The 15810-nt window shown below is 66.3% G+C and carries 12 protein-coding genes; 1 reads left to right on the top strand and 11 read right to left on the bottom strand.

Features of this window, described 5'->3' with window-relative positions; translation table 11 throughout:
- The first annotated feature begins 95 nt into the window (after nucleotides 1–95).
- A complete protein-coding gene (locus NMG10_RS02285) occupies nucleotides 96–719 on the top strand; it encodes a LysE family translocator (protein WP_232857624.1) in 624 nt (207 codons plus the stop codon).
- Here the strand turns inward: NMG10_RS02285 and NMG10_RS02280 are convergent.
- The 11 genes from NMG10_RS02280 to NMG10_RS02230 all read right to left on the bottom strand — a co-directional run bounded on the left by NMG10_RS02280 (nucleotide 716) and on the right by NMG10_RS02230 (nucleotide 15224).
- Entirely contained in the window at nucleotides 716–3145 is a 2430-nt protein-coding gene (locus tag NMG10_RS02280) for an autotransporter outer membrane beta-barrel domain-containing protein (RefSeq protein ID WP_254463734.1), read from the bottom strand. The two genes, NMG10_RS02285 and NMG10_RS02280, sit on opposite strands and share 4 nt — an antisense overlap.
- Before the next feature lie 120 nt (nucleotides 3146–3265).
- Entirely contained in the window at nucleotides 3266–3541 is a 276-nt protein-coding gene (locus NMG10_RS02275) for a peptidylprolyl isomerase (RefSeq protein WP_008095636.1), read from the bottom strand.
- Between the two features lie 88 nt (nucleotides 3542–3629).
- Entirely contained in the window at nucleotides 3630–5579 is a 1950-nt protein-coding gene (locus NMG10_RS02270) for an acetoacetate--CoA ligase (protein ID WP_232857621.1), read from the bottom strand.
- Nucleotides 5580–5791: 212 nt separating this feature from the next.
- The gene (gene hbdH, locus NMG10_RS02265; protein WP_254463732.1) at nucleotides 5792–6562 is read right to left on the bottom strand and encodes a 3-hydroxybutyrate dehydrogenase; all 771 of its coding nucleotides are present in this window, start codon (nucleotides 6560–6562) and stop codon (nucleotides 5792–5794) included.
- Between the two features lie 11 nt (nucleotides 6563–6573).
- Entirely contained in the window at nucleotides 6574–7965 is a 1392-nt protein-coding gene (locus tag NMG10_RS02260) for a GntP family permease (RefSeq protein ID WP_203646518.1), read from the bottom strand.
- Between the two features lie 278 nt (nucleotides 7966–8243).
- A complete protein-coding gene (locus NMG10_RS02255; RefSeq protein WP_232857617.1) occupies nucleotides 8244–9629 on the bottom strand; it encodes a sigma-54-dependent Fis family transcriptional regulator in 1386 nt (461 codons plus the stop codon).
- 162 nt (nucleotides 9630–9791) lie between these two features.
- Nucleotides 9792–10808, bottom strand: coding sequence for an ABC transporter permease (locus NMG10_RS02250; RefSeq protein WP_232857615.1), 1017 nt, complete (start codon nucleotides 10806–10808; stop codon nucleotides 9792–9794).
- Complete coding sequence (locus NMG10_RS02245) at nucleotides 10808–11866, bottom strand: microcin C ABC transporter permease YejB (protein WP_028688956.1); 1059 nt, start codon at nucleotides 11864–11866, stop codon at nucleotides 10808–10810. Before NMG10_RS02245 ends, NMG10_RS02250 begins: the two co-directional genes overlap by 1 nt.
- A complete protein-coding gene (locus NMG10_RS02240; RefSeq protein ID WP_254463730.1) occupies nucleotides 11863–13788 on the bottom strand; it encodes an extracellular solute-binding protein in 1926 nt (641 codons plus the stop codon). The genes NMG10_RS02245 and NMG10_RS02240 overlap by 4 nt, the downstream gene beginning before the upstream one ends.
- Before the next feature lie 13 nt (nucleotides 13789–13801).
- Entirely contained in the window at nucleotides 13802–14083 is a 282-nt protein-coding gene (locus tag NMG10_RS02235; protein ID WP_232857613.1) for a peptidylprolyl isomerase, read from the bottom strand.
- 79 nt (nucleotides 14084–14162) lie between these two features.
- Nucleotides 14163–15224: a 3-deoxy-7-phosphoheptulonate synthase gene (locus NMG10_RS02230; protein ID WP_234561164.1), complete on the bottom strand. Its 1062-nt coding sequence runs from the start codon at nucleotides 15222–15224 to the stop codon at nucleotides 14163–14165.
- Nucleotides 15225–15810: the final 586 nt, after the last annotated feature.

Here is a 15810-nt window from a genome sequence, read left to right as displayed (position 1 = left end):
GTCTACCTACTGTTCCGGCCATTTGCCGCGCCGCTGTGCTTGACGCGCACGCCCGCCAGACGCGACGCTGCGACGGTCCCCGCTGGAGAAGAATAATGGACCTGTCGAGCCTGCTGCTGTTCATCCCCGCCTGTTTCGCCCTGAACATGGCGCCGGGCCCCAACAACCTGCTGTCCCTGCACAACGCCAGCCGCTATGGCCTGCGCACCGCCTGCGTGGCCGGCGGCGGGCGCCTGCTCGCCTTCAGCGGCATGATCGCCCTGGCGGCCATGGGCCTGGCCGTGGTGCTGCACACCAGCGAGTACCTGTTCCTGGCGATCAAGGTGCTGGGCGCGGGCTATCTGTTCTATATCGCCTGGCAGCTGTGGCGGGCGCCGGTCGGCGAGACGGCGGTGGCTGGCGAGCAGCCGCGCGGCACCTGGAAACTGGCGCGCCAGGAGTTCTGGGTGGCGGCGGGCAACCCCAAGGCCATTCTGATCTTCACCGCCTTCCTGCCGCAGTTCGTCTCGATGGGCAGCGCCACGCCGGTGAGCGAACAGTTCCTGCAACTGGGCGTGCTGTTCCTGTTGCTGGAGTGGGCGGCCATCGCCATTTACGCAGGGCTCGGCGCCTACCTGCAACGCTGGTTCGAACGGCCCGGGCCACGGCGGCTGTTCAACCGGATCAGCGCGTCGCTGCTGGGCTGCGCCGGTATCGGCCTGCTCGCCGCACGGCGCTAGAACTGCCAGCGTACGCCCAGGTTCACGCCGCTGGCTTCCTGCTGGCGGCTATCCAGGTTGCTGGTGTATTGCATGCCGCCGTGCAGGCTCAAGGCCCGGTTGACCTGGGCCACCAGGCCGCCTTCGAGTTGCGCCGAGGTGTAACGGTAGTCGGTCTTGATCCTGTCCACGCCATCGAAGGTCAAGGTGTCGCGACCGCCGTCGCCATGCCACAGGTTTAGTTGTGCGTAAGGTTGTAGCAGGCGATCGCCGCTGACCTTGAAAGTGCCTTCCAGGCGCACGCCAAGGCGACCGGTCAGTTCCACCTGGGCGTCATGGCTGATGCGTGAGACGCCGTCGCTGGCGCTGTCCAGTGAGGTCTTCTGGGCGATCAGCTGCGCTTGCGGCTCCAGGGTCCAGCGCTCGAACAAGGCAATCGGCAAGCCGGACTCAACCGACGCGCTCCAGGCATGGCCGTCAAGCTCCAGCTTGCCGCCGCGGTCCGAGCGCGCCCGGCCATCGAGGTCGGTGTACTGGACGACCGTGTCGAGGTACCCGCCTTGCGGCGCGACCAGCGTCCAGTAGACGCCGACGCTCTTGCCATCGAGCACCAGGTCGCCGACGCGGCGGTCTTCCACGGCCAGGGCAAAGCCTTTGACGTCTGCGTCCAGCCGGCTGTGGCCGACGTACACGCCCATCTGCTGGCGATAGCCATTGTCACTGACCGTGGCATAGAGGTCCTGGCCCACCTTGAAGCCCTGCAGGTCGCCATCCAGGCTCGGGCTGACGGTACCGCTCCAGTGCTGGCGCAAGGCGCCGCCATAGGCCTGGCCCCAACTGGCCGGCAATGCGCCCTGGCCCGCCAGAAGCTGCTGGTCGCCCTGGCGCTGGTGGAAGGTGCCCAGGGCCTGGCGGGCGATGATCGCGGCGCCTCGAGGGGCAGCGGCATACACGGGCACTTCCGGGCGGTACAGCGGCACGCTCTCGCCGGCCACCGGGTCGGGAAGATCGGGTTGACCGGGCGCCGGCGCCGGCACGGGCGGTGTAACGGGCGGCTCACCCGGCGCGGGCGCAGGTGGCGCGACCAGTGTCGAGCGCAGGTACCAGCTGTTCTCGCTGCCCGCAGTCACGCCGCCTTTGAACAGGCGGTAGTCGTAGGCGCCGGCCGAGAGTGTCTGGGTCTGCACGAAGGCGTTGGCGCTGCTGGTGGCACCGTCGCGGGCCTCGACCACCTGGATGCCGTTCTGGGTGGTGGCGGCGCCGGTGCCACCGAGGTTGTTGACGAGCAACCGGGTGCTGCCGGTGATGGCGCCCTGGCTGACCACCAGACGGTCGGAAGCCGCATCGTCCCCAGCCAGCTGGCTGTTGAGGCGCAGGGTGCCGTTGGCGCCTTCGTAGTTGCCTTGGATCGTCAACGTGCCGAGCTTGTTCTGGCCCGTGCCGAGGTCAATGGTGCCGGCATTGCTCACAGTCGCCGGCTGGCCTGTGGCAACGGCAGAGATGATGCCTTGCCGGGAAACGAGGGTGCTGTCGGCATCGATGCTCAATGTGCCACGACCGGTATCCGCATCGCCGAGGCGCAAGGTGTCGGTCAGCTCCAGGTGGCTACCCGCGTTCAGCGCAATCCGCTCCCAGTTCAGGTACTGGCCGCCCCCGGTGCTCCGGCTGGCGTTGAAGGTCAACGCATCGTCGCCTGCGCCGCCGTCGAGGGGGATGGACAGTGCATCCTGGTCCAGGCGCTTGAGCAGGGCCTGATCATCGCCAGGCCCAAGGTCAACGCGACCGGCAATACGTCCACCGTCCCAGGTGAACGTGTCGTTGCCCGTGCTGAGCAACACATCACCGCCTATCCGGCCGCCATGCACCAGCACCCGGTCGTCGCCGCCACTGACGCTGATATTGCCACCCACGGCGCCGTCGAAGATCTCCACATAGTCCTTGTCGAAGGCCGTGATGATGTTCCGGTCGATCACGCCGCCGCGCATGATGAAGGTGTTTTCGTCCAGGCGCATGTTGACGTTGCCGATTCGCCCGGCGTTCATTTCGGCATGGTCGCCGCTGTCGAAGGTGCCTTTGATCCAGCCACCGGTCATGCGGAAGGTATCCAGGCCATCGCCCTGGTTGAGGTTGCCCTCGATTACGCCACCGCTGATCTTGAAGTCGTCGATGCCCGAACCCTGGTCGACGTTGCCGCCGATGCTGCCGGAGGCCATGTCGATAGGGTCCGTACCGGCGCCGAAGGTCACATCGCCACTGATGAGGCCTGTCCCACCGACTGGCATGCTCAGGCTGTTGTTGCCATTGGTGTCAATCAACGTGGCTGCTGTGCCGCTGTCGCAGATGTACGTATCGTCACCTGCTCCGGCGGTGAAGCTGCAGGCCGCCTGGGCGGTGGGCACGTTCAGCAGGGGCAGGGTGGCGAGAGTCAGCAGCAGGCGCGTTCGCATGGGTAGACCTCCATGGTTCCGGGAAGGCCCGCAGCGCATGCAGGCTCAACCCGGTTGTATAGAGGTCTGGGAGAGGGGCACAACTGGCAGAAATGTCAGGTGGCCAGTGGCCGCCGCCTGTCAGTCGCGGTAGAACGTCTGCACCAGGTGATAACCGAACTTGCTCTTGATCGGCCCGTGCACCACGCGCAGGGGCTTCTTGAAGATCACCTGGTCGATGGCGCCTACCAGCTGGCCCGGGCGCACTTCGCCCAGGTCGCCGCCGCGCTTGCCGGACGGGCAGGTGGAGAATTTCTTCGCCAGCACGTCGAAGGCCTCGCCGTTGGCGATGCGCTGCTTGAGCTTTTCGGCTTCGTCAGCGGTCTTGACCAGGATATGGCGGGCTTGGGCTTTCATTGGGGTACCTGTGCTTCAGGGCAAAAAGCCGACATTATGCCTGATGTCGGAGAACCTGGGGCAGCGCGGCTCCCACGAGGTTCTCCAGTTACCTTAATTCCGCACGGTCGCGGAACTGCTCCAGCGCCTCGGGGTTGGCCAGGGCATCGGTGTTCTTCACCGGCAGGCCATGCACCACATTGCGGATCGCCAGTTCCACCAGCTTGCCGCTGAGGGTGCGCGGGATGTCGTCGACCTGGGCGATTACCGCCGGCACATGGCGCGGCGTGGTGTACTGGCGGATCACCTGGCGGATACGCTGGCGCAGGGCATCGTCCAGTTGCAGGCCGTCGCGCAGGCGCACGAACAGCACCACGCGCACGTCGCCGTGCCAGTCCTGGCCGATGGCCACGCTCTCCAGCACCTCCTCGACCTTTTCCACCTGGCGATAGATCTCCGCGGTGCCGATGCGCACGCCGCCGGGGTTGAGCACGGCGTCGGAACGGCCGTGGATCACCAGGCCACCGCCGGGTATCTGCTCGGCATAGTCGCCCTGGCACCAGATGCCCTCGAACTGGCTGAAATACGCCTCATGGTAGCGGCTGCCATCGTCGTCGCCCCAGAAGCCAAGCGGCATCGAAGGGAAGGGCTGGGTACAGACCAGCTCGCCTTTCTCGCCAGTAATCGACTGTCGCTGTTCGTTCCAAACATCCACCGCCATGCCCAGGCCCTTGCCGGCGATTTCCCCACGGCGCACCGGCAGCAGCGGGTTGCCGAGCACGAAGCAGGCGACGATATCGGTGCCACCGGACATGGACGCCAGGCACACGTCGGGCTTCACCTTGGCATAGACATAGTCGTAGCTGTGCGGTGACAGGGGCGAGCCGGTGGAGAGAATCAGCCGCAGGCTGTCGAGGCGGTGGGACTTGGCCGGTTCGACACCGGCCTGTTCCAGGGCGGCAAGGTATTTGGCGCTGGTGCCGAAGGCGTGGATCCCTTCGGCGTCGATCAGGTCGAGCAGGCGCGCGGGGCCTGGGTGGAACGGCGAGCCGTCGTACAGCAGCAGGGTGGCGCCGACCGCCAGGCCGCTGGCCAGCCAGTTCCACATCATCCAGCCGCAAGTGGTGTAGTAGAACAGCACGTCGTCGGCCTTGAGGTCGTTGTGCAGGCCATGTTCCTTGAGGTGTTGCAGCAGCACGCCGCCGGCACGGTGGACGATGCACTTGGGCACGCCGGTGGTGCCGCTGGAGTACAGGATATAGAGCGGATGATCGAAGGGTAGCGCGGTGAAGATCGGCGTCCCGCCGGGCGTGAAGTAATCGGCCCACAGGCTCGTCGGCGCGCCGATGAACTCATCGGCGCGGGTCTGCGGTCGGGTATGCGGCACCACCAGCAACTGCTTGACGCTTGGTAGCTGGGCCACGACCTGGTTGATTTTCTCCACCTGGTCGATGACCTTCCCGGCATATTGATAACCGGCGCAGGCCACCAGCAGCCTGGGCGCGATCTGGCCGAAACGGTCGATGATGCCGTGGCTGCCGAACTCCGGTGAACAGCTGGACCAGACCGCGCCGAGGCTGGTGGCGGCGAGCATGGCCACCAGGGTTTCCCAGGTATTGGGCATTACCGCGGCGATACGGTCGCCGGGCTGGATGCCAGCCTGCCTGAAGGCCTGTTGCAGTCCGGCGACCTGGCCGGCCAGCTGGTTGTGGGTGAGGCGGTGGCGAGTGCCGTCCTCGCGCACGGCCACCACGGCGGGACGGTCGTCGCGGCGTTGCAGCAGATGCTCGGCGACGTTCAGGGTGGCGCCGCGGAACCAGCGAGCGTCGGCCATGTGCTCGCCTTCCTCGAGGATGCTCGTCGGTGGCGTGTGCCAGCGCACATGGAAGTACTCGGCCAGGGCCTGCCAGAACTGCGGGCGCTGCTCGATGCTCCAGCGGTGCAGGGCGGCGTAGCTGTCGAGCTGGAGATTGAAGCGCCGGTTGACCCGGCGGCGGAAGGCTTCCATCCGGCTCGCTTCGATGCGGGAGGTGGAGGGGCGCCAGAGTACGTCGTTCATGCCGGGACCCTCGGTGATTGCTGATCCACTCGCCTCTTCAGGGCTTGCGCTCCCCCTGTAGGAGCGGCCTTGTGCCGCGAAAGGGCTGCATCGCAGCCCCCCAACCATTGGTGTCACATCATCGATCGCCGGGGCCGCTTTGCGGCCCTTTCGCGGCGCAAGGCCGCTCCTACACACAGAGAATGCGCAACCCCGACCATCATTCTAGACGCTTACTGGGCCAGCCAGCCGCCATCGACGTTCCAGGCGGCACCACGCACCTGGCTGCCGGCCTCGCTGCACAGGAACAACACCAGCTCGCCGAGATGCCGGGGCGTGACGAAGGCCAGCGAAGGCTGCTTCTCGGCCAGCAGGTCGTGCTGCGCCTGCTGCGCGTTGCCACCGTTGGCGGCACGGTCGTCGATCTGCTTCTGCACCAGCGGGGTCAGCACCCAGCCCGGGCAGATGGCGTTGCAGGTGACGTTGCTGGTGGCGGTCTCCAGGCCGATGACCTTGGTCAGGCCGACCACGCCATGCTTGGCGGCGACGTAGGCGGCCTTGCCGGTGGAGCCCACCAGGCCGTGCACCGAGGCGATGTTGATGATCCGCCCCCAGCCCCGCGCGCGCATGCCCGGCAGCGCCAGACGGCTGCCGTGGAACACCGCCGACAGGTTCAGCGCGATGATCTTGTCCCAGGCCTCCACCGGAAACTGTTCGACCGGTGCCACATGCTGGATGCCGGCGTTGTTGACCAGGATGTCGACCGCGCCGAACTCGCGTTCGGCCAGGGTGAACATCTGCTCGATCTGCGCCACGTCGGACAGGTCGGCGGGGTGGTGGGCCACCTTGACCCCGTGCTGCCTGATCTCGGCAATGGCAGCCGCCGGGTCGCCAAAGCCGTTGAGCAGGATGTTGGCGCCGGCCTCGGCCAGCACCTGGGCTACTCCTAAGCCGATGCCGCTGGTGGAACCGGTGACCAATGCGGTCTTGCCTTTGAGCGTCATGCCGTTCTCCTTCATACGATGCCGGTAGCGTAGAACGTGGCGATGACCACGAACACGGCCAGGGTCTTGATCAGGGTAATACCGAAGATGTCCTTGTAGGCCTCGCGGTGGGTCAGCCCGGTAACCGCCAGCAGGGTGATCACCGCACCGTTGTGCGGCAGGGTGTCCATGCCGCCGCTGGCCATGGCGGCGACCCGGTGCAGCACCTCCAGCGGGATGTTCGCCGCGTTGGCGGCGGCGATGAAACTGTCGCTCATGGCCGCCAGGGCGATGCTCATGCCGCCGGAGGCGGAGCCGGTGATGCCGGCCAGCAGGGTGACGGTGATGGCTTCGTTGACCAGCGGGTTGGGGATGCCGCGCAGGGCGTCGGCCAGGACCAGGAAGCCCGGCAGCGAGGCGATCACCGCGCCGAAACCGTATTCCGAGGCGGTGTTCATCGCCGCCAGCAGGGCGCCGCTCACCGCGCTCTTGGTGCCTTCAGCCAGGCGCTGGCGAATGGTGCCGAAGGCACACACCAGCACCATCAGGATGCCCACCAGCAGAGCCGCCTGCACCGCCCAGATCGCCGTGAGCTTGGCCACGTCGCTGTGCACCGGCGTGGCCATGCCTGGCAGTTGCAGGGTATGACTGGTCCCGTACCACTGCGGGATCCAGTGGGTGAACAGCAGGTTCATCACCCCCACCAGCAGCAGTGGCGCCAGGGCCAGCCAGGGGTTGGGCAGGGCGATATCGTCGGCGGTTTCCGGCTCGTTGCGCAGGTTGCTGCCGTAGCCTTCGCCTTTGCGCTGGGCCTTGTTGCGCTGGCGTTGCAGGTAGAGCATGCCGGCGCAGAACACGAACAGCGTGCCGATCAGCCCCAGCCAGGGCGCGGCCCAGGCGGTGGTGTTGAAGAAGGTGCTGGGAATGATGTTCTGGATCTGCGGGGTGCCGGGCAGGGCGTCCATGGTGAAGGAGAACGCACCCAGGGCGATGGTCGCCGGGATCAGCCGTTTGGGGATGTTGCTCTGGCGGAACATCTCGGCGGCGAACGGGTACACCGCAAACACCACCACGAACAGCGACACACCGCCGTAGGTGAGCAGGGCGCAGACCAGCACGATCACCAGCATGGCCTGGCGGGTGCCGAGCAGGCGGATGGCGGCGGCGACGATCGAGCGCGAGAAGCCCGACAGTTCGATCAGCTTGCCGAACACGGCGCCGAGCAGGAACACCGGGAAGTACAGCTTGATGAAGCCGACCATTTTCTCCATGAACACCCCGGTAAAGGCCGGGGCCACGGCGGCAGGGTCGGTGAGCAGCACGGCGCCGAGGGCGGCGATGGGGGCGAAGAGGATCACGCTGTAGCCGCGGTAGGCGGCGAGCATCAGCAGGGCCAGGGCAGCGAGGGCGATGAGCACGGTCATCGAGGGGGATCTCCAGGGTGTTGTTTTTATGGTTGCCGGGGAGATAGCGGGAATCGTGCCATGTTTATAACTAATTGATTTTATTGAATAAATGTTCTTTTGCTGATTTTTTTGTCTCTGTTTAGAGATGCATATGGGCTGAAGGCCATCGCGGGACAAGCCCGCTCCTACAGGGGGCGGTGTATTTGCGAGTATCACCAATCCCTGTAGGAGCGGGCTTGCCCCGCGATCGAGGGCGAAGCCCTCGCAACAGTCTCTATTATGAAACTTAAATCTCTTTATTGAGACAATATCCCCAGCACCACCATTTTCTTGTACAGCGTCGAGCGCCCCAATCCCAATGCCTTTGCCGCCTCCGGCACATTCCCGCCACTGCGTGCCAAGGCCTGCACAATCAGCCCGCGTTCAAACTGCGCGCAGGCCTCCCGGTACCCCAATTGCGGCGCTGTCTCGGCCACCGGGCTCAACGGCCCCAATGCACTGACCAAGTCCGACACATTCAAGCGCGGCTGATCCGCCAGCAAGGTCGCCCGTTCCAGCACATTACGCAGTTCTCGGATATTCCCGGGCCAGGCATGCCGCCCCAACAATGCCTGGGCCTCGGCCTCCAGCTCATATTGGCTGCCCAACTCGGCGAGGATCGCCTCGCACAGCGCCGGCAGGTCTTCCAGGCGTTCGCGCAGCGGTGGCACCTGCACCGGCAGCACGTTCAGCCGGTAGTACAGGTCGGCACGAAACGCCCCCCGGGCCATGGCCGCCTGCAGGTCGATGGAGGTGGCGGCAATGATCCGCACGTCGCTGCGCAGCATCTGGTTGCTGCCCACCGGCTCGTATTCCTTCTCCTGCAGCACACGCAACAATTTGCTCTGCAGGGCCAGGGGCATGTCGCCGATCTCGTCGAGGAACAAGGTGCCGCCTTCGGCCAGTTGCAGCTTGCCGCTGCGGCCCTTGCGGTCGGCGCCGGTGAAGGCGCCGGGGGCGGTGCCGAAGAACTCGGCCTCCAGCAATGCTTCGGGGATCGCCGCGCTGTTGATGCTGACAAACGCCTTGTGCGCCCGCGCCGAGGCGGCATGGATGGCGTGGGCCAGCAGCTCCTTGCCGGTGCCGGTCTCGCCGAGCAGCAGCACCGGCGAGTCGCTGGTCGCGCCGCGGCGGGCGCGGCGCTTGGCCTCTAGGCAGGCAGGGCTGCTGCCGACGAACTGGGCGAAGCTGTAGCGGGCCTGGCGCGCACGCAGCTGCGAGCGGGTCGAGGCCAGTTCCTGCTGCATGCTGGCATAGCGCTTGAGCAGCGGCGACAGGCTGCGCAGTTCGTCGAACAGGGCAAAGCCGATGGCACCGATCAGCGCGCCCTGGCCGTCGTGGATCGGCAGGCGCATCACCACCAGCGGCTCGTTCGGCGTGTCGAGCATGTCCAGCAGGATCGGCTTGCCGTTGCTCACCACCTCGCGCATCAGGCTGCCGGGGATCACCGCCTCGCAGGGCTGGCCGATGGCGCTGGCGGCATCCTGCAGGCCGAAACGGCGGGCATAGCGCTCGTTCATCCAGACGATGCGCGCCTGGCGGTCGACGATCACCGTGCCTTCGCTGGACTGCTCGATGATCTCGAACAGCGAGCGGATGGCCAGTTGGCGGACCTGGGGGTAGTCCTTGAGGTTGTCGTGCATGGAAGGGATACCCGTAATCGAAATATATGCCGAACGTGTAGGAGCGGCCTTGTGCCGCGATAGGGCCGCAAAGCGGCCCCAGCGATCTTTGCGTCGCCACTGAAATCCCGGGGCCGCTCTGCGGCCCTTTCCGGCCGGTCCGACGCCTCGGCAAGGCCGCTCCTACATGCGAGGATCAAACGCCTCGCGCAGCGCATCGCCGATGAATACCAGCAACGACAGGATCAACGCCAGGGCAAAGAATGCGGTAAAGCCCAGCCAAGGCGCCTCGAGGTGCTGTTTGCCCTGGGTCACCAGCTCGCCCAGCGAGGCACTGCCGGCGGGCATGCCGAAGCCGAGAAAATCCAGCGCGGTGAGGGTGGTGATCGCCCCGGTGAGCATGAACGGCACATAGGTCAGGGTCGCGTTCAGGGCATTGGGCAGGATATGCCGCAGCATCACCTGGGTGTCTGAAAGCCCCAGCGCCCGTGCCGCCTTGACGTACTCCAGGTTGCGCCCGCGGAGGAATTCGGCGCGCACCACATCGACCAGGGCCAGCCAGGAGAACAGCGCCATGATCCCCAGCAACCACCAGAAATCCGGTTCGACGAACCCCGACAGGATGATCAGCAGGTACAGCACCGGCAACCCCGACCACACCTCCAGCAGGCGCTGGCCGAGCAGATCGACCCAGCCGCCGTGGTAGCCCTGCAGGGCGCCGGCGGTCACGCCGATCAGCACGCTGATCAGGGTCAGGGCGAAGGCGAACAACAGCGAGATCCGCGTGCCATACAGCACCCGTGCCAGCACGTCGCGGCCCTGATCGTCGGTGCCCAGCCAGTTGCTCGCGCTCGGCGGGCTGGGGGTGGGCACCTGCAGGTCATAGTTGGGGGTATCGGCGCTGAACGGGATCGGCGCGAACAGCATCCAGCCGCCCTGGCCCTCGATCAGTTGGCGCACGTACTGGCTGCGGTAGTCAGGCTGGAACGGCAGCTGCCCGCCAAACTGCTGCTCGGTGTAGCGCTTGAGCGCCGGGGTGTACAGCTCACCCTGGTAGCCGAGCAGCAACGGCTTGTCGTTGGCCACCAGCTCCGCGCCCAGGCTCAGCAGCAACAGTCCGGCGAACAACCACAGCGAGATCCAGCCACGGCGGTTGTCGCGAAAACGCCGCAGACGCCGCCGGGCGATGGGCGAAAACATCAGCGGCCCCTCGCGTCGAAATCGATGCGCGGGTCGAGCACCGTGTAGCACAGGTCGCCCAGCAGGCGGATCAGCAGCCCGGCCAGGGTGAAGATGAACAACGTGCCGAACACCACCGGGTAGTCCCGCGACACCGCCGCCTCGTAGCTCATGCGCCCGAGGCCGTCGAGGGAGAAGATCACCTCGATCAACAGGGAACCTGCGAAGAACACCGTGATCAGCGCCTGGGGCAGGCCGGCCACCACCAGCAGCATGGCATTGCGCAGCACATGGCCGTACAGCACCCGGCGCTCGCTCAGGCCCTTGGCCCGGGCGGTGACCACGTACTGGCGGGCGATCTCGTCGAGGAAGGCGTTCTTGGTCAGCAGGGTCAGGGTGGCGAAGCCGCCGATCACCAGGGCGCCGACCGGCAGCACCAGGTGCCAGAAGTAGTCGGCGACCTTGCCCAGCAGGCTGAGCTGGTCGAAGTCCTCCGAGACCAGGCCGCGCACCGGGAACCAGTTGAGCGAGGTGCCGCCGGCGAACAACACGATCAACAGCAGGGCGAACAGGAACGAGGGCAGGGCGTAGCCGATCACGATCAACGCGCTGCTCCAGGCGTCGAAACGGCTGCCATGGCGTACCGCCTTGCGGATGCCCAGCGGGATCGACACCAGGTAGGTGATCAGCGTGGCCCAGAAGCCCAGCGACAGGGTCACCGGCAGCTTCTGCACGATCAGCTCGGTGACCGTGGCGCCGCGGAAGAAGCTCTGGCCGAAATCCAGCCGTGCGTACTGGCCGAGCATCAGCCACAGCCGTTCGGGCGCGGACTTGTCGAAACCGTACTGGCGCTTGATCTCCTCGATCAGCTTCGGGTCCAGGCCGCGGGTCGCGCGCGACTCGCCCTGTACCGCCTCGACGCGGGCGCCCGGCGCGCCGCCGCCGATGCCCTGCAGGCGCGCCACGGCCTGTTCCACCGGCCCGCCGGGCGCGGCCTGGACGATGGCGAAGTTCACCAGCAGGATCGCCAGCAAGGTGGGGATGATCAGCAGCAGGCGGCGCAGGATGTAGGTGGTCATGGCGCGCTCCGCAGCCGTTCGGCCATCTGCGGGTTGGTCAGTGCCCGGGGGCTGACTTCCCACCAGGTGTCCAGGCCCTCGTCATAGGCCGGCTGTACCTTGGGCAGGCCGAAGCGGTTCCACCACACCGTCGAGCTGCCCGGCGGGTAGTAGTTGGGAATCCAGTAGTAGTTCCATTGCAGCACCCGGTCCAGGGCGCGGGCGTGGCGCAGCATGTCGGCCTGGCTGGTGGCGCGCACCAGGCCGTCGAGCAGGCGGTCCACCGCCGGGTCCTTGAGCACCATCAGGTTGTTCGAGCCCGGATCGTTGGCCGCGGCGGAGCCGAAGTAGTTGTACTGCTCGCTGCCCGGGGACAGGGTCACCGGGTAGCCGGTGACGATCATGTCGTAGTCGCGGGCCATCACCCGGTTGACGTACTGGGCGGAGTCGACGTTGCGGATGTTCAGCTCGACGCCGATCTGTGCGAGGTTGCGCTTCCACGGCAGCAGCAGGCGCTCCAGGCCCGACTGGCCATTGAGGAAGGTGAAGCTCAGCGGCTGGCCCTGGGCGTTGACCAGCCGATCGCCCTGGGGATGCCAGCCGGCGTCCTGCAGCAAGGCCAGGGCCTGCAGTTGCTGCTGGCGGATGATGCCGGAGCCGTCGGTGACCGGCGCGCTGAACACCCGGCTGAACACTTCGTCCGGCACTTGGCTGCGCAGTGGCTCGAGCAGCTTGAGCTCCTCGGCGTCGGGCAGGGCGCGGGCGGCCAGAGGCGTATTGGAGTAGAGGCTCTGCTGGCGGATGTACATGTTGCGCATCATCTGCCGGTTGCTCCACTCGAAGTCCCAGAGCATGCCAAGGGCCTGGCGCACGCGGCGGTCCTTGAATTGCGGCTTGTCCAGGTTGAACACGAAGCCCTGGGCGATCTGCGGCTTGGCCGGGGCGAGGTGGGCCCGTTGTAGGCGCCCGTCATCCAGAGGCGCACCCTTGTAGCCGAGGGTGTAGGCGGTAGCGGAGTACTCGCGGTTGTAGTCGTAGCCCCCGCCCTTAAGTACCTGACGGGCCACTTCGGTGTCGCCGAAGAATTCGACGCCGATACGCGCGAAGTTGTACAGCCCGCGGGTGACCGGCAGGTCCCGGGCCCACCAGCTCGCATCGCGCTCGAAGGTGATGCTGCGGCCGTTATCGATCCTGCCGATGCGGTACGGACCGCTACCCACTGGCTTGTCGAAACCGGCACCGTTGGCGAAGTCGCGTTGCTGCCAGTCGTGCTCGGGCAGCACCGGCAGGCCGGCCAGTTCAAGGGCCAGGGTACGGCCATGGGGTTGCTTGAAGTCGAAGCGCACCTGGCGCGGGCCTTCGACCGCCACCGCGGCGACATCGGCGAACTGGGTGCGAAACTTGAGGCTGCCCTGGTTCATCAGCAATTCGTAACTGAAGCGTACGTCCTCGGCCCGTACCGGCTTGCCGTCGGCGAAGGTGGCGCGGGGGTCGAGGTAGAAGCGCAGCCAGGCGTCGTCGGGGCCGCGTTCCATGCGCTGGGCGATCAGGCCATAGACGGTGTAGGGTTCATCGAGTGAGCGCACGGCCAGCGGTGCGTACAGCCAGCCATCGACCTGGCTGACGCCGATGCCTTTGTCGATGTAGGGCAGGATATGGTCGAAATTGCCGATCTCGATGGCCGAGCGGCGCAGGCTGCCGCCCTTGGGGGCGTCGGGGTTGACGTAGTCGAAATGGCGGAAGTTCGCAGGGTAGCGCGGGGCTTCGGCGTAGACGGTGAGGGCGTGGGTGGGGGCGGCGTGGGCTAACGAGAGCGAGCACCACAGGATCATGCAACACAGCACCTGTGGGAGCGGGTTTACCCGCGAATGCGTCAGCTCAGGCAACGATGTTGCATGTACGGGCGCATTCGCGGGTAAACCCGCTCCCACAGGGGACATCATCGCCTGCGATGACTTAGTCCTGACGGCTGGTCACTTCCAGCAGGTGGTAGCCGAACTGGGTCTTCACCGGACCCTGGACGACATTCAGCGGCGCGCTGAAGACCACGGTGTCGAATTCCTTGACCATCTGGCCCGGGCCGAACGAGCCCAGGTCGCCGCCTTGGCGGCTGGACGGGCAGGTGGAGTTGGCCTTGGCGACTTCGGCGAAGTCGGCGCCGGCTTCGATCTGCGCTTTGAGTTCGTTGCACTTCTCTTCGCTGGCAACCAGGATGTGGCGGGCGGTGGCTCGGGCCATGGGTACTGCTCCTTGGGATCAAAAAGGCAAGCCTAGCGCACTTGTTCGTGCCGTGTCTCGCAAGGCTTGCCATGCAGGCTTACAGGCGTGCGGCAGCCTCGCGCAGCAGGGCCTCGGTCGCCTCCCAGCCCAGGCAGCCGTCGGTGATCGACACGCCGTACTTCAGCGCGCCTTTGCCCAGGGCCTGGCAACCATCGAACAGGTGACCTTCGAGCATCACCCCGACCAGCGAACGGTCGCCGGCCAGGCGCTGGGCCAGCACATCCTCGAACACCGCCGGCTGGCGCGCCGGGTCCTTGCCGCTGTTGGCGTGGCTGCAGTCGACCATGATCCGTGGCGCCAGACCTGCCTTGGCCAGCCCCTGGCGGGCCAGGGCGATGCTCTGGGCGTCGTAGTTCGGACCCTTGTGCCCGCCGCGCAGCACCAGGTGGGTATCGGGGTTGCCCAACGTCTCGATGATCGCCGGGTGGCCCTGGGCGTCCATGCCGAAGTGGCGGTGCGGGTGGGCGGCGCTGCGCATGGCGTCGCAGGCGATGCCGATACCGCCGTCGGTGCCGTTCTTGAAGCCGACCGGCAGCTCCAGGCCGCTGACCATCTCGCGGTGGATCTGCGATTCGGTGGTGCGTGCGCCGATGGCGGCCCAGCCCAGCAGGTCGTCGAAGTAGCCGGCGGCCATCGGCTGCAGCAACTCGGTGGCGATCGGCAGGCCGCGTTCGAGCATGCCCAGCATCAGGCCGCGGGACAGGGCGATGCCGGCGTGCATGTCGTCGCTGCCATCGAGGTGCGGATCGTAGGCCAGGCCTTTCCAACCCACGGTGGTGCGCGGCTTCTCTACGTAGGCGCGCATCACCAGCAGCAGCTTGTCGTCGACTTCGCGGCTGAGCGCGGCCAGGCGGTCGGCGTATTCGAGGGCCGAGCGCGGGTCATGGATCGAGCAGGGGCCGACCACCACCAGCAGACGTTCGTCGCGGCCTTCGAGGATGGCCCGGATCGCCTGGCGGTGCGCGTGGACTTGCTGGGTGAGTTCGCTGGACAGCGGCATCTGCTGCTTGAGCAGGTGCGGGCTGGGCAGGCGCTGGCTGACGGTGGTGTTGGCAGCGTGCGGCTGGGTCAGGGGCAGGGCGAGGTTCGAGGCTTGCATGGCGTTTTTTCCCTGGGCGGACGGCGGGTTCTGGCCCGCGTCGTCGGCCCTATCGAGGTGTTCGACTGATCGTCAAATGGGGTGTCTGTGCGGCATTGCCACCGGAAATCGACCGAACGGAGGCGGCAGGCTGGCCCGAACGGAACTGGCTAAATCGCCATGCATAGGTGCGGTAGTAGGTGGTGTAGTTCATGACGCTGTCCTCAAGGTAATCGGTGTGTTTCGTGGGCCCGGAAAAGCAAAACCCCCGGTCGGGGAGCCGACCGGGGGTTTGAGTATTCTCATGTTCGGCGGCCCCTCGAAGGTGGGCGCCGGATGGGTCATCGGCGCCTAGTGGCTAAACCAATACCCAAAATAAAAGCTGGCAACGGCGTTACGACCGGCAACGGCCAGCACGCGGTGCGCGGAGCGACCGGTGTGGTTGGCGTGGTTGCGGGTTTGTTTCGACATGTTGCTCTCCAGTGATTGGGTCCGAGCTTACTGCACCTTTGCGCGCGTGTTCAATCACTAAATGCTATCGATTCGATTGCGTGGGAGCGGCACACAGGTACCACGCCAACCTGTAGGAGCGGCCTTGTGCCGCGAA

It is taken from the genome of Pseudomonas sp. DVZ6 (assembly GCF_024259445.1).
Lineage (GTDB): Bacteria > Pseudomonadota > Gammaproteobacteria > Pseudomonadales > Pseudomonadaceae > Aquipseudomonas > Aquipseudomonas peradeniyensis.
Note: the sequence above shows the minus strand (reverse complement) of the source record. Positions and strands in the feature narration are given on the sequence as shown.

Coding starts and splice junctions, on each gene's coding strand:
- NMG10_RS02285 (WP_232857624.1), top strand. CDS start 96: ATGGACCTGTCGAGCCTGCTGCTGTTCATCCCCGCCTGTTTCGCCCTG.
- NMG10_RS02280 (WP_254463734.1), bottom strand. CDS start 3,145: ATGCGAACGCGCCTGCTGCTGACTCTCGCCACCCTGCCCCTGCTGAAC.
- NMG10_RS02275 (WP_008095636.1), bottom strand. CDS start 3,541: ATGAAAGCCCAAGCCCGCCATATCCTGGTCAAGACCGCTGACGAAGCC.
- NMG10_RS02270 (WP_232857621.1), bottom strand. CDS start 5,579: ATGAACGACGTACTCTGGCGCCCCTCCACCTCCCGCATCGAAGCGAGC.
- hbdH (WP_254463732.1), bottom strand. CDS start 6,562: ATGACGCTCAAAGGCAAGACCGCATTGGTCACCGGTTCCACCAGCGGC.
- NMG10_RS02260 (WP_203646518.1), bottom strand. CDS start 7,965: ATGACCGTGCTCATCGCCCTCGCTGCCCTGGCCCTGCTGATGCTCGCC.
- NMG10_RS02255 (WP_232857617.1), bottom strand. CDS start 9,629: ATGCACGACAACCTCAAGGACTACCCCCAGGTCCGCCAACTGGCCATC.
- NMG10_RS02250 (WP_232857615.1), bottom strand. CDS start 10,808: ATGTTTTCGCCCATCGCCCGGCGGCGTCTGCGGCGTTTTCGCGACAAC.
- NMG10_RS02245 (WP_028688956.1), bottom strand. CDS start 11,866: ATGACCACCTACATCCTGCGCCGCCTGCTGCTGATCATCCCCACCTTG.
- NMG10_RS02240 (WP_254463730.1), bottom strand. CDS start 13,788: ATGATGTCCCCTGTGGGAGCGGGTTTACCCGCGAATGCGCCCGTACAT.
- NMG10_RS02235 (WP_232857613.1), bottom strand. CDS start 14,083: ATGGCCCGAGCCACCGCCCGCCACATCCTGGTTGCCAGCGAAGAGAAG.
- NMG10_RS02230 (WP_234561164.1), bottom strand. CDS start 15,224: ATGCAAGCCTCGAACCTCGCCCTGCCCCTGACCCAGCCGCACGCTGCC.